Genomic DNA, 13,134 nt, shown 5'->3' with positions numbered 1-13,134 from the left:
CGTCCCCCTGGCGCCCCTCCGCCGGACGCCGTGCAGGCCTGTCGGCCGCGGGCCCTCGAACGTCATCGTCCCGGGCCCGCGCGCACGCCTCGACCGGCCGGGGAATCCTGGTGCGGGCCGGACGTTGGACAAGGATGTGAGTTCTGTAATCGCATCCACCCGGTTTTCCGTCCTCGACCGCTCCCGGACCCGCGAGGGCCACGACGGTCCGGAAGCGCTGCGCGACACCGTGCGTCTCGCCCAGGAGGCCGAAGCGCTCGGCTTTCACCGGTTCTGGGTGTCCGAGCATCACAGCGTGCCGGGCGTCGCCGGTTCGGCGCCGACCGTGCTGGCAGCGGCCGTCGCGGCGGCGACATCGACCATTCGGGTCGGTACGGGCGGTGTGATGCTTCCCAATCATCAACCGCTGGTGGTGGCCGAGCAGTTCGGGGTGCTGGAATCGCTCTTCCCCGGCCGGATCGACATGTCTCGGACGTTCGGTGGGCTTCACCGACGGCATTCGTCGCGCGCTCGGCCGGGACAAGTCGGCCGCGGAGGAGTTCGCCGGCCGGCTCGGCGAACTCCTCGGCTGGCTGGGGGGTACGCAGCGCGCCTACCCGCAGGTTCATGCCCGCCCCGCGGAGGGGCTGCGCATACCTCCGTTCGTTCTGGCCACCGGCGAGGGGGCCGGTATCGCCGCCGCGTCCGGGCTGCCGCTGGTCGTGGGCGACCTCCGCGGCCGGGAGCAGTTGCTGCGGGCCGTCGAGCGCTACCGTCGGGAGTTCCGCCCCTCGTCCTGGGCCCATGAGCCCTATGTCGTCGTGTCGGGAACGATCGCGCTCGCGAGGAGCGCGGAGGAGGCCCGGCGCCTTCTGGTGCCGGAGGCCTGGTCCCTGGCCCACTCCCGGACGCATGGCGTGTTCCCGCCGCTCGCCCCCGCCGAGCGGATCGAGGCGCTGACGATGACGGAGAAGGAGCGTGGCTTCTACGAGAAGGGACTGCACGGTCATCTCCAGGGAACGGAGGATCACGTGGTTCCGGCGCTCGAAGCGGCGATCGAGGAGACCGGGGCGGACGAGGTGCTGGTCACCACCAGCACCTATGACCGCGCGGCTCTGCTGGATTCACTGCGTCGGCTGTCCCGGCTCGCGGATTTGACGAGCGACAGGAGCGGATCCGCCGCCCCGGCATGACGGCTGCCGAACCGTCCGTGGCCCCGACGACTCATGCGGGTCGCTCCCCGTCGCCACCACGACCCGAGGCCGTGCCGGGTGCGGCGCGTGTCGATGGCGGGGGAGAAGTACGAGAGCGGCCATGGTGAGGGCATGAACAGCGTTGACCTTTTGACAGATGCTTTCACTCGCGTCCAGGAGGCGGTGCACTCGGCGGTCGAGGGCGTTTCGCACGCCGATCTCCATGCCCGCCTCGACGACGGAGCGAACACGATTGCCTGGCTCGTGTGGCACCTGACGCGGATCCAGGACGACCATGTATCGGACGCGGCCGGGATCGAGCAGGTCTGGTTCACCCACGACTGGGCCTCGCGTTTCGATCTGCCCTTCGCGAAGGAAGCCACCGGTTACGGACACAGCAGTGCGGACGTCGCGGCTGTGCGGGTGGGCTCTGCCGAACTGCTGAGCGGCTACTACGACGATGTCCACGAACAGACCCTCCGGTTCCTTCGTGGGCTCGACGGCAGGGCTCTGGGCCGCGTCGTGGACGACTCATGGTCACCCCCGGTCACTCTGGGGGTGCGTCTGATCAGTGTCGTCTCGGACGATCTGCAACATGCGGGCCAGGCGGCCTTCGTCCGGGGTGTGCTCGAACGCCGGTAGAACTCGACGTGGGCACAGGCCCGTTGGGCCGGTGAGGCAGTCGGCATCCGCCGACGCCCGCTGCGCTCCCGGTCCTCCGGAGCCGCAGCCGTGGAGGACATGGCTTCGGCTTCCGGAGGACCCGGGCGGCTCAGCGCTTGAGCGCGACGCCGCTCACCGCGTGGCCCTGCAGGGCGTCCGCCGGGTTCTGTGCGGGATCGGGGCGCCAGGCCGACGTCTTGACGACGCCCGGCTCCACCAGTTCCAGACCGTGGAAGAAGTCGGCGATCCGTTCAGGGCTGCGCAGATGGTACGAACTGGCCGAGTTCGCGTTGTAGGAGGCAACGGCATGGTTCAGCACGTCACTTGTGTTCGTGCCGTCGCTGAGGGCCAGATAGCTTCCCGGGGGAAGCGCGTCCACCAGTCGGTCGACCAGTGCCCAGGGGTCGTCCTCATCGGGCAGCTGTCCCATGATCCCCAGCATGGTCAGCCCGACCGGCCGGCTGAAGTCCAGTGTCCTGGCGGCCTCGGAGAGGATCGCGTCGGCGTCCCTGACATCGGCGTCGATGTACGCGCAGGCACCCTCGGGGGTGCTGGTGAGCAGGGCACGGGCATGGGTCAGGACGAGCGGGTCGTTGTCGACGTACACGATCCTGGACTCCGGGGCCAGCCGCTGGGCCACCTCGTGCGTGTTGTCGGCGGTGGGCAGGCCCGTGCCTATGTCGAGGAATTGACGGATGCCCGCCTCCGCGGTGAGGAAGCGCACCGCGCGGGCGAGGAAGGCCCGCTGGAGGCGGGCGACGTCGGCGAAGTCCGGGAACATCTTGAGGATCATGTCGCCCATCTGGTGGTCGACGATGTAGTTGTCCTTGCCGCCCAGGATGTAGTTCCACACCCGTGCCGAGTGCGGCCGGTCCGTCTGAAGTCTGTCGGCCGGCGACTGCGAAGAAGTACTCATGACACGATCCTGGCATATGCCAAACCCGTCTGCCGAGGTGCTGATCACCGAGGCCGTCCCGCAGGGGACCCGCCTCGGGCCGGAGGCGCGTCCCCTGCGGAGTGCGTCACGCACCTTCGGTCAACGAGTACCCGTCGCTTGAAGGTCCGCAGAGCTGTCTCTCTTCTGGCCGACGGGCGTTGAGCGGTGCGACGGCGCCGGTTCACGCGTGGTCGCGCGTCGTCGGCGCGCTCTGGTGCGGGAGGACGGCGTCCGTGCGGGGCGCGTACTGGGCCGCCTGGGTACGGAACATGGAGGCGTAGCGCCCGTCGGCCGCGATCAGTTCGTCGTGGGTGCCGTGCTCGACCAGACGGCCCCTGTTCAGTACGTGGATGGTGTCGGCGTGGCGGACGCCGGACATGCGGTGGGTCACCAGCACGACCGCCCGATGCGGACCGGCGAGCTGCCGGATCCGGTCGAACGCGGCGATCTCCGCTTCGGGATCCAGGGCCGAGGTCGGCTCGTCGACGATCAGTACGCTGTCCGCCGCGCAGGTCTTCGTCCGCCAGTGCGTGCGGGCCAGACCGATCTTCTGCCACTCGCCGCCCGAGATCTCCGACGCGCCGCGGAACATGCGGGCCAGCAGCGTCGCCAGTCCGTGGGGGAGTTTCGCGACGACCGGCGACGCTCCGGCGTACTCGACCGACCGTTCCAGCTCCTCGTCGGTGGCGGCCCGGTGGGGCCGTCCGATACGGATGTTCATCGCGGCGGTCACCGGCCACCGCTCGAAATCCTGTGTCAGCAGCGACACCCGCTCGAAGAGCCGGGCCCGGTCGAGATCGGTCTCGTCCACACCTCCCCAGCGCACACAGCCGCTCTGCGGCAACAGCAGTCCGGCGACGACCTTCATCAGCGTGGACTTGCCCGAACCGTTCTCACCGACGACGGCGGTCACCGACCCCATGGGGAGCGACAGGGACACCTCGTCGAGGGCGGGCTCGTCACGGTCCGGGTATCGGTATGTCACCTTCTCCAGTACCACCGCGCCGACACGGTCAGGAAGGTCCGGACCACCCGTGGGGATGGCGCGGCGGGCCGCCTCGCCGAGGAATCGGTCGTGGTCCTGTACGTACAGACTCTCCTCGTGGAGCTGATTGACGTTCATGACGAGGCCGCCGAGGTTCGCCGAGCCGGAGCGCACCGCGACAACAGCCGTGCCCGCGACGGCGAGTTCCATGTGCCCCGACACGATGAGCCAGCCCAGGACGGCGTACGTACCGACCACGGCGATCCCCGACATGCCCGCGGCCACCAGTTCGGTGAGGCCCTTGTCCGTCGCGAGCCGCTTCTGTTCCGCCTCCGCGTTCTCGGCCATGTCCTCGTACCGCTCCAGCAGGAACCGCCCCACCGCATGGATGCGCACCTCCTGAGCCGCGCTGCGGGACGTGAGCAGCGTGCCGATCAGACGGCTCGCCCGCACGTGCTCGATCCAGGTCATCACCGACACGTACCGCTTCTGCGCCACCCGCATCGCTCCCCAGCCTCGGGGTGCGGCGATCAGCACCAGCATCGGCAGCAGCACCGGGTTAGTCGTTGCAGACGCCGTGTCCCCCGCAGGTTGTGTCGCATTCCGGAGGGCTGGCGCTCCGGCCTGTGACGCGCTGCGGTGCATCGGTGTGTGCCTTTCCCGGGTGTTGCGAGTAACCAGCATCCCAGTCGGAGGGGCCGCCGCGCGGCTGCTTGAGAAGGCGGCATGCGCAAGGCGCGCTTGACTGGGTGCTGCGCGTCTTTCCCGGACAACTGGCGGCTATGGACCGGTGATGCGGTCCACAGCCCGGAGGGGCTGGTGCGTCAGGCATTGAGGCCCGGATCTGCTTGGAATGTTGCCGAGAACGCAGTGTGAGGCGATGACGCCGACTCGCGGTCCTCGGAGACTGCGTGCTCACCCTGACGCCATTGCGGCAGCGCGACGCAACCGCCCATCTGGCCTTCGCGGTTATAGTTCCAGGCAGCGTCGCGTGCCGGTGGCGGATGGATCGTCAGGCATGGAGGCGTCGTATCGAAAGGTGGCTCCGGCCATTCCCACCCCAATTTCACAGAAGATCACGCTTTACCCCGCCGAGGACCGGTTCTTCGGCCCCCGACCCGCCGTCCTCGTCCTGCCCGGCGGCGGCTTCCGGGAACTTCCACCGCACGAGGGCGAAGGCTACGCGCGCTGGCTGTCCGGCCTCGGCTTCCACGCCTTCGTCCTGTCCTACCGGCTGCTGCCGGACCGGTTCCCGGCCCCGCTCGAAGACGCCCGGGCCGGGTTGGACCACATCCGCAACGGCGATCACGGCCTCGACGTCGGCCGGGTCGGCGTCATCGGATCAAGCGCGGGCGGCCAACTCGCCGGCCTGCTCATGACCGGCCGGGTCCTGTCCATCGAGGAGGGCGTCGCCGACCCGCCCCGACCGGACTTCGCGATCCTGGCCTATTCGCTGGCCGACCTCGACCTGCTGCCGCCGTCGGTGGTCGAGAACCTGCTCGGCGACCTGCTGCCCATCAAGGACGAGCTATCCCCGGCCAAGCATGTGGACGCGTCGGTGTGCCCGACCTTCGTATGGGCCACCGCTCAGGACCCGCCGGGCCTGCCCAACGCCCTGGAGTGGACCCGGGCGCTGGCGGCGGCCGCGGTACCGGTGGAGTTGCACGTCTACCCGGGCGGCAGCCACGGTATCGGCCTGGCCGACGGCGTGGAATACGGCGGCGAGCCGCATAAGTTCATTGCGCGCGAGCCGCACACTGCGTCGTGGACGACCGCGTGCGCGGCCTGGCTGCGACGGGAGGGCGTTCTTGCCGACTGACCGTGTCACCGCCTGGGGCGGGGAACTGCGGCGGGTGCACGGCAAGCTGCGCAATGCGTTGGCGCTGGCGCGGGCGGGACTGGACGGCGGCGATCCCGCCGATGCCGCCACCGACCTGCTGTTGTTCTGTCACGGGTTCTGCGCTGCCCTGTCCGGCCACCATCGTGCCGAGGACGGTTCGCTGTTCCCGGAACTGGTGCGGGTGCGACCCGACCTGGCGCCGGTGGTCGCGAAGCTGACTCAGGACCACAACATGATCGAGCACCTCATCGGTGGATTGCAGAAGGCGGTGGCCGACTCGACCGACCCGGAGGTGGCACACCGCCACCTGGACGGGATCGAGGCGGTCATGGAGACGCACTTCAAGTACGAGGAGAAGCAACTGGGAGCGGTGCTGGACGGCATGGATGCCGACTTCGACCGCACCGAGATCTTCGGCCCGATTAGCTGAGCCGCGTCCCGGTCGCGCCGCCCGCCGACGGCGCGACCGGGAATCCACCTGGGGTCGAGCGGAACCGCCACCGCCTCGCCCGGGTCCTGAAGCGCGACCGCCGAGGTTTCGGTGAACCGGACCCGTGTCACGAACCGCGACCGGCCCTAACTACATGACCCGAAGGGCGCGGTGTGGTTCGTGGCTTCTGGCAGCCGTCGTACGACGCCGTTGTCGGTGACTTGCCTGCACAGACGCTCGATCTCGTCGTGCTGAGCGGCAAGGCGAGAGATCGCCAGGGTTCTGAACTCGGTGAGCTGCGCGATCTGCTCGTCGCGGGTGACGATGCGCGCTTTGAGCTCGGCGTTTTGTGCCTTGAGTCGTTCAATCTGCGCGATCCGGGGATCGGCGATCTCTCCGGCGTCGCGGAGTTCGTTAAGCCTGCGCTCGAACTCCTCGGCGAGGTGCTGGTAGGCGCCGGGCCGGGTGGTTCCGTCGCGGTTCTTCTTGGGATAGAAGCCGGTGCGGGTCACGCCGGCCAGAGCGGCGAGGGTCTTCAGGTCGGCCTTGCCGCCGGGTGGGAGATCTCCCTTCAGGATCCGTTGCATGGCGGCTCGGATCGCGGCCTCGTTGTGGGTCTTGGACTCCTCGGTGAGCCGGGCCATCTCAGTCCTCTCCAATGGAAACGGTCTGGGCGGTGTCGATCTCGGCTACGACTCGCAGGGCGCGGTCGCGTTCGGGGGCCAGGCGCGCCTTCTCGCCCTTGGCGACCCGGGGGCTTTGGATGAACACGTCGATGGCGGTGGCCTGCCCGGCCCACACGGGACGGTGACAGGGATGGTGGGTGGCCTGCGGGCAACGCGCCGAGTCACACATCCCCACCAGCGGCTTCGTGGCATTGGGCGTGCCGGCCAGGCGCAGGCATAGGGCTTTGGACGGGTCGCGGAACCAGCAGAAGTTGGCGGGCCCGACGTGGAGTGTCCTGGCCTGCTTGCGCAGGAGTCCCTCCAAGTGACGGTCGTCCTTGAGGATCTTCGGGTCCGTACGGGCCGCGTTCTTCAACTGAGCGTCCACGTGGTGGAACGCCTCGATCAGGCCCCGCGCACCGGGACCGGCGGGCATTCGGCCCGCTTGGACATCCCGGAACGCTTCCACCGTCAGCTGCACGTGATGGGCCTCCTCAGCTTCTTCGATCTCGGCATGGAACAGTCGCTGGGAGCCGCCGGGGCGAGCGGCATAGCCTTCCGTGGTGGCCACGGAGATGTGCTTGAGGGCGACTTTCGCCGCCAGGAGGCCGCCGGGCCGTTCTGCGATGGCCAGGGACAGTGTCCGGCGCAACATCCGGGCGCTGAGCGGACCTTGGGGAATGACCGGCAAGCCCCAGCGTTCCCGGTTGCCGGTCCGCTCTAGCCAGCCGCGCAGATTCTTCAACCGGCCGGCCAGGTCGATGGTGCCGAACAGCGCCTCACCGGCCGACCGGTTCACCAGCCGTTCGGCAAGGGCCACCGCGCGGTCCACCTGCTCGATGACCACCCACTCGTCGGGGACGCCCCCGAACTTCTGCCCCTTGATCAGGCGGCTGGCGAGCCGGAACCGCCGGCCGCCCCCGGGCGTCGCCACGGCGGGGAGCCGGCAGCCAGCTTCGAGCTCCAGCAGTTCACTGGTCCGCATCCCACTGAGCGCGGAGGTCACCACCAGACAGGCCGTCACCGCGTGATCGACCATGAAGAAGAGATCACCGTCGGCCAGCGGCAGCGTCCATGGCACGAGCTCGCTGTTGACCACACGCGGGATTACCGCGGCCTGTCTGGCCAGCGGCGGCTGGAAGCCGACCTCGGCGGCCAGCGCGGTCAGCTCCAGGATCAGAGCCTGCCGCGCGTCGTCCCCGAATCTCCGCGCGCCGACCGTGCGGGCGAGGGCTTCCCAGCCCAGATGCTTCAGCGGGCCTTCTTCTCCCAGCGTGGTCCGCTTGCGCAGCTGCGCGTCATCGACTGCCGGCAGGGGCGCTCCCGACGTCCGCATGCGCTCCAGGACCTGCCTCAGAGCGGGAAGCTGCGCGAGGGTCACGCCGCCCGACGTCGGAGGGGCCGCTCTGTCGGCGCGCACCGTCTCCATCAGATCTACGAGATGCGGCCCCACCTCGTTGACCAGGTGCAGGCAGGTGGCCAGCAACGGTTGCAGCATGGAGTCCGGCACGGGAGGCGTCAGGTTCGGCCCCTTCGACTTGTAGCCGACGACCTGGGTGGCGGTCTTCCCCTTCCACGGTACGAACCCCACGTCGTAGCCGTCGCCGGACAGCAGCTCCTCGTACTGGGCGATCAGCTTGAGGATCCTGACGTGCGCCACGGTCGAGTACGGCTCCAGACGTCGTCGGGGCCGCCCCAGGCGAGGAACGCTCCATGAGCGTTCCTCCAGATAGCGCTCACACAGTTCCTGCGAGACGCCACGCAGAGAGGTAATGCCTTTGTCTGTAAGCCAGTTGAACCACTCGATGTACTTCTCCAGGAAGCCGTAGAGAGTCCGAGGGGAGCGAGCCGCCCGCAGCGCATGCGCGCACTCCAGCACCGCCTCGTACTGCGGGGCCAGCATCGCCAACAGGATCTCCTTGGCCACGACCCGCCATTGCGGATCGATGATCTCGGTGAAGTCCCAGATCTGCTCGCGCTCGGTCATCATCCGGTGCGCGTCCACCAGACCGGAAAACACCCAGCGATCCTGCTCGAATCGCGGGCGCATCGCCCCCTCGGCCAGCCTCAGCCCGGCGATCTCACACACGTCCACCTGGGCGAAGACCGAGACAATCCCACGGTGACGAGGCAGGGACGCGGATACGGACCGGCGCATCACAGAGTTCCTTCCTCGGGTCGGAGCGGGAGACCAGTGTCGTCGTCTGCCACCTCGCGTGCGGCCTTCTCCTTGGTCTCCTCGGAGAGCTTCGGCAGGATCTCGGTGGCCAGGCGGTCGGCGTACGGACCGAAGACCCGGACGAAGTTCTCCGTGGACATCTGCCGGAACTGCCGCGAGAAGAAGGCGTTCAACCGCAGCAGATTCGCTGCGTGACGTGGAAGGAACACCGACAGCGGGCACAGCAGGCAGACCCATGGACGGGCTGGACACGGCTGCCCGGCTGGACCGTGGACCCCGGCCAGTTGATCGGCGCACGCCGCAGTGAACACATCACGCTCGCCGCCGACCAGCTCGGCGATGGCAGCGGCATCCAGCTCGAGCCGCTTCACGTCGTCAGGGAAGTCCTCTGCGAACCGCGCTGCCTGCTCCGCCGAGAGCACCACCGGCGGCAGCGCCTTGCGCAGCACGTCGGCCTGGCCGTCCTCGATGATCGACTCCACCGCATCGAGCTGCGCAGGACTGGTCGGAGTGACGTAGTGATCGCCCTCGGTGCGGGCGGTGTGGTTCGGATCGATCGTGGCCCGTCCGGTCCACCCCCGTCTCGCCAGCCGTTCGTGGTACGTCGCGCGAATCCGGCCGCGATGGATCACGAACGGCTTCCCCGCATCGTCCACCAGGCCCACCTGCTTCACCAGATCCCGATGGCGGTCCGTGTCCGACGGAGGACCGACGATTGGGCTGAACCCTCCACCCGTCGTGAACCACTTCGGGCTGTACGAGATCCACAGCTGCCCTCGGAGCTCGTCGTCGGCGAAGCTCCGCAGCGGAGCCGAGTACCCCAGCCACCGCTCCAGGATCCGCACCGCTCGGGTCGGCAGATTCGAACTCTCCCGCGCGGTACGGCCCTTGATGTAGGTGATCACTATTGAGGTGTCGCCGGTCCACTCGAGACCGTCCAACCCCAGATCGTCAATGCCGTCCGGCACGACCCCGCAGTACATGCCGAACAAGACGGAGTAGGCGACTTGGACGATCGGGTGCGGAAACAGATCGCTGCGTACCTGCCGCACTGCCCGGCGCAGGTCCCACTGCGTCGACTTCGTGCCCTGGGTCTGCGCCCGGTACACGGGCCGGTCCGGAAAGGGGCCGTCCCGCAACAGCAGCCACGCGATGTCCTGCGGACTGTGGTGCGCGCTCCCCGACGGCTCGCCGCCCTGCGAGGCCAGCTCCAGTGCACGACGGTGACGGGCCCAACTGTCGTCCACCACTGCCCGGCATGACGTCTCCAGCCGCTCCCACTCCCCATCGGTGTACGCCTTGTACGGGCTGGTGCTTCGATACGCCTGGATCTGGTTTCCCGTGAGGTACGTGCGCACTTCCGGACGCAAGGCTCCGGTGACCGCGTCGAAGCCCTTCAACAGCATGCGGGTCTCGCGCTCACGCGTATACGTGCTGGCCATCCAGTAACGCACCAGCGTGGCCCGCGTCAGATCCTGGGCACTCCCGGTGAACCCGGCCTCAGCCAAAGCGCTCACCAGCTGGCGCAGGGCCACCGCGTACGCCTTCGCCGTGTTCTTCGCGCCGATGCCGCCCTCGGGATGCGCGTTGGCCGCGAGCCCTTTCGCAAGGTCGCGCGCCAGCCCGGGATTCGGCAGACCGTCCAGAGCGGCCGTCCACTTACCACCGTTGGGGAACACGAAGTGCACGGCCAACGGCGCGTCCTTCACATACGCGGGCATTCGCTGGCCTCCTCGTCATCGAACTCCGCCGCAGCTTCGGCAGCGGCCTCCGGATGTGGTGCGCCGGTCGTGTCCTCGTAGGCGTCGCGATAGATCCGTGTGACGTCCAGGCGAGCGATGTAAAGCTCCGTGGACAGAACACTCTGGTGTCCGAGCAGGTCGCGCAGGATCAGCATCGGATCGTTTCGGGTCAGGTAGAGAGCCATCGCGGCGTCGTCTCCGGTGTCCGCCGCGAGGGCAGCCGCCCGCTGGTAGTAGCCCGTGACCAGCCACTCAAGGGTCGCCATCGCCATCGAGTGACGCAGCCGGTGCGGGGCCACCGTCGGAAACCGCGGCTCGAACCGCTCGCGGATACGCGCCGACGTCCGACGGAAGACCGTTGCCCAGTCCACGAACGGCTTCCCCGAGGACTGCAGGCCCAACAGCGGCGACCCGCCATCCGGAGCGACCAGGCGCAGCCGCTCGGCCGGCCGTAACTTCCGCCACGACCTCCGCTCCCCGTTGAGGAGCGCGCCCTCCCAGTCGGGCTCCTCCACCACCAGCGGCTCACCCAGCTTCGACGGTGGCCGCCACGTGAAGCCCTCGGCCGACGCCGCCCTGTCCAGCTCGATGTACTGGTGCACCTCGGCGAGCGCCTCATAACTGATCCACGATGTACGGGCCTTCTGCCCCTTGGTGATCGCATGACTCAGTGGAAACAGAACGGGCAGCGTTCGCGGGCGGGTCGGAAGAGGCGGTACCTCGTAGATCGTCAGGTGCGTGAACTCCTGCCGCCGCAGGCCACTGGACAGCACCAGGCGGGCCATCGCCGCGTTGCGGGCCCCTTCCCGGCCGCGGTAGCGCGGGTCCGGCTCGCCGTCCGGGCCGAGCCCTGCCAGGCCCCGCACGAACAGCTCCGCGAAGTCCTGTTCCAGGTACTTGATCGTTGTGTGCGGCCTCGGAGTGCGCAGCTTGGCGAGGTTCCGCTCCACCTCGACCAGAACCCCCTCCGCCATGCGCCGGCCCATCCGGTAGCTGAACGGCACGGCGGAGGCGATGCCTTCTTCACGGGCCCACGAGTAAAAGCCCGACAGGATGCCCATGTTCAGGTTCCACGTGCTGGGGTCCCAGCGGTCCTTGAGCTCGCCGGCCAGCCGATACTCGGCGTACATGCCCAGGGCGGCACGCAGATCCCGGCCGTCATCCAGGGGGCTGACCCCCCGGACCTGGAGGAACGTCAGCCAGTCGCGGAGGCAGTTGGCGCTGTTCTGCCAAGTGCGCGTGGCTGGAGCACCGTTCAACGGAAGCTCACGCAGCCAGCGATTGACGAACACCGTCAGCCGGGGCGCTCCTGGAGCGTCCTCGAATCTCAGGTCGTCGTCGATGAGTACAGGCATCCGGTCCCGGATGAGCGGCTGTTGAGCCACATCCCAGGACTCCCAGCCGGTGGCGGAGAAGCCGATCAGTTGCATGGCGCGGAGCCTAGATATTCGACACGACCTCAGTGCAACAGACTTGAAGGAATCACTCCAAGGTGTACCGCGAGGAAAGCGACACGATGATTAAGCAGCGACTTCCGGGTGCAGAACGGTGAGGACGCCGCCGGTGGCGAGGAGGGAGATGGCGCCGTTGAGGGCTGCGACACAGGCGCCGATCATGCGCCGGGCGGAGGCGGCGCCGTACTGCGCGACTTCGATGAGGCGGCGGAACTCCGGATCCTCGATCGCCTCCAGCTCCACCGCCGCCGCGGCGGCCAGGTACTCCGTCGTGGCCAGCCGCTCCACCAGGGGCTCCAGACGCCCCGCCCGTGCGGTGGACCAGCAGGCCAGGCACGCGCTGATCACCGCGATCGCCCCGGCCGCGGCCATTGCGGGCAGCGCCTCGTACAGCCGGTCGACCGGGGCCTTCGTACCGAGCAGCGCGTGCATCACGGCATTGACCGCGAGCAGCCCGACCGCCGCGGCGACCCCCTGTCCGATCTCGCTCACGGCCAGCACCACCAGAGCCGGGCGATCGGCGCGCCAGGCCCGCCGCAGGGTGGTGCCGACCAGCCGGGGCAGCACGCGCACCGCCTCCGGCATGGTCAGGTCCAGCGTCGACAGTTCGTGCTCGGACCAGCCCGTGTCATAGCGCAGGGGACCGCCGAACAGTTCCTTCTCGCTCGCGGAGACGGCCGGCTCGGCCATCCGCACCCGTCCGAAGACCTTCACGCCGCACCCGCTTCCTGATTCCCGAACGGCACCGGGGGACGGACCGGGCCGGACCGGGCGTCAACGAGGTGCCGCGAGGGTGGCGCGTGCGCGGGACGATTCTCGAACACCAGGTGAAGGACGGTAGGGATGGGACGGAGACTCACGGTTCCTCCTCGAAGTCGGCCGTACCGGACGTGTGATCGGAAAACGCGTGGCGCGGGGACTCGTCACGGGTCATGACGGACGAATCGTCGGACGAAAGTTCGACTCGATCGGGGAGGCTTGGGGGCGCTGGTGAAGGGAGCGTGATGTGACGTTCGATTCACCCGCCAGGTGGTCTGACACCTGATCGAGGGATTGCGTTGCTGTGG

At 68.6% G+C, this 13,134-nt stretch carries 8 protein-coding genes and 3 pseudogenes; 4 read left to right on the top strand and 7 right to left on the bottom strand.

Annotated elements, in window-relative coordinates; translation table 11 throughout:
- The first annotated feature begins 136 nt into the window (after positions 1-136).
- Both ACF1B9_RS15420 and ACF1B9_RS15415 read left to right on the top strand, forming a co-directional pair.
- Positions 137-1,172: pseudogene (locus tag ACF1B9_RS15420) on the top strand (MsnO8 family LLM class oxidoreductase).
- Between the two features lie 132 nt (positions 1,173-1,304).
- Positions 1,305-1,814: a DUF664 domain-containing protein gene (locus ACF1B9_RS15415; RefSeq protein WP_391743833.1), complete on the top strand. Its 510-nt coding sequence runs from the start codon at positions 1,305-1,307 to the stop codon at positions 1,812-1,814.
- A gap of 130 nt (positions 1,815-1,944) precedes the next feature.
- Here the strand turns inward: ACF1B9_RS15415 and ACF1B9_RS15410 are convergent, their stop codons facing one another.
- Positions 1,945-2,751 (bottom strand): SAM-dependent methyltransferase, encoded by an 807-nt coding sequence (locus ACF1B9_RS15410; protein WP_391743835.1) that lies wholly within the window; start codon positions 2,749-2,751, stop codon positions 1,945-1,947.
- Between the two features lie 202 nt (positions 2,752-2,953).
- Positions 2,954-4,318 (bottom strand): annotated as a pseudogene (locus ACF1B9_RS15405) (ABC transporter ATP-binding protein); the annotation flags it as partial.
- A 457-nt stretch (positions 4,319-4,775) separates the two neighbouring features.
- Between ACF1B9_RS15405 and ACF1B9_RS15400 the strand changes: the two are divergent.
- Both ACF1B9_RS15400 and ACF1B9_RS15395 read left to right on the top strand, forming a co-directional pair.
- Positions 4,776-5,576, top strand: a complete 801-nt coding sequence (locus ACF1B9_RS15400; protein WP_391743837.1) for an alpha/beta hydrolase — start codon at positions 4,776-4,778, stop codon at positions 5,574-5,576.
- Complete coding sequence (locus tag ACF1B9_RS15395) at positions 5,566-6,027, top strand: hemerythrin domain-containing protein (RefSeq protein ID WP_391743839.1); 462 nt, start codon at positions 5,566-5,568, stop codon at positions 6,025-6,027. Before ACF1B9_RS15400 ends, ACF1B9_RS15395 begins: the two co-directional genes overlap by 11 nt.
- A 146-nt stretch (positions 6,028-6,173) precedes the next feature.
- Here the strand turns inward: ACF1B9_RS15395 and ACF1B9_RS15390 are convergent, their stop codons facing one another.
- From ACF1B9_RS15390 to ACF1B9_RS15370, 5 genes and pseudogenes are all read right to left on the bottom strand, one after another.
- Positions 6,174-6,671, bottom strand: coding sequence for a hypothetical protein (locus ACF1B9_RS15390; RefSeq protein WP_391743841.1), 498 nt, complete (start codon positions 6,669-6,671; stop codon positions 6,174-6,176).
- A 1-nt stretch (position 6,672) separates the two neighbouring features.
- Positions 6,673-8,850: an integrase gene (locus ACF1B9_RS15385; RefSeq protein ID WP_391743843.1), complete on the bottom strand. Its 2,178-nt coding sequence runs from the start codon at positions 8,848-8,850 to the stop codon at positions 6,673-6,675.
- On the bottom strand, positions 8,850-10,592 hold the full coding sequence (locus tag ACF1B9_RS15380) for a hypothetical protein (protein WP_391743845.1): 1,743 nt from the start codon (positions 10,590-10,592) through the stop codon (positions 8,850-8,852). The genes ACF1B9_RS15385 and ACF1B9_RS15380 overlap by 1 nt, the downstream gene beginning before the upstream one ends.
- Positions 10,577-12,043: a site-specific integrase gene (locus tag ACF1B9_RS15375; RefSeq protein WP_391743847.1), complete on the bottom strand. Its 1,467-nt coding sequence runs from the start codon at positions 12,041-12,043 to the stop codon at positions 10,577-10,579. Before ACF1B9_RS15375 ends, ACF1B9_RS15380 begins: the two co-directional genes overlap by 16 nt.
- Before the next feature lie 105 nt (positions 12,044-12,148).
- Positions 12,149-12,757: pseudogene (locus ACF1B9_RS15370) on the bottom strand (ABC transporter ATP-binding protein); the annotation flags it as partial.
- Positions 12,758-13,134 lie beyond the last annotated feature (377 nt).

Origin of the sequence: Streptomyces sp. NPDC014727 (assembly GCF_043083485.1) — a bacterium.
Lineage (GTDB): Bacteria > Actinomycetota > Actinomycetes > Streptomycetales > Streptomycetaceae > Streptomyces.
This window is presented reverse-complemented; position numbering and strand designations above follow the sequence as displayed.

Coding starts and splice junctions, on each gene's coding strand:
- ACF1B9_RS15415 (WP_391743833.1), top strand. CDS start 1,305: ATGAACAGCGTTGACCTTTTGACAGATGCTTTCACTCGCGTCCAGGAG.
- ACF1B9_RS15410 (WP_391743835.1), bottom strand. CDS start 2,751: ATGAGTACTTCTTCGCAGTCGCCGGCCGACAGACTTCAGACGGACCGG.
- ACF1B9_RS15400 (WP_391743837.1), top strand. CDS start 4,776: ATGGAGGCGTCGTATCGAAAGGTGGCTCCGGCCATTCCCACCCCAATT.
- ACF1B9_RS15390 (WP_391743841.1), bottom strand. CDS start 6,671: ATGGCCCGGCTCACCGAGGAGTCCAAGACCCACAACGAGGCCGCGATC.
- ACF1B9_RS15385 (WP_391743843.1), bottom strand. CDS start 8,850: ATGCGCCGGTCCGTATCCGCGTCCCTGCCTCGTCACCGTGGGATTGTC.
- ACF1B9_RS15380 (WP_391743845.1), bottom strand. CDS start 10,592: ATGCCCGCGTATGTGAAGGACGCGCCGTTGGCCGTGCACTTCGTGTTC.
- ACF1B9_RS15375 (WP_391743847.1), bottom strand. CDS start 12,043: ATGCAACTGATCGGCTTCTCCGCCACCGGCTGGGAGTCCTGGGATGTG.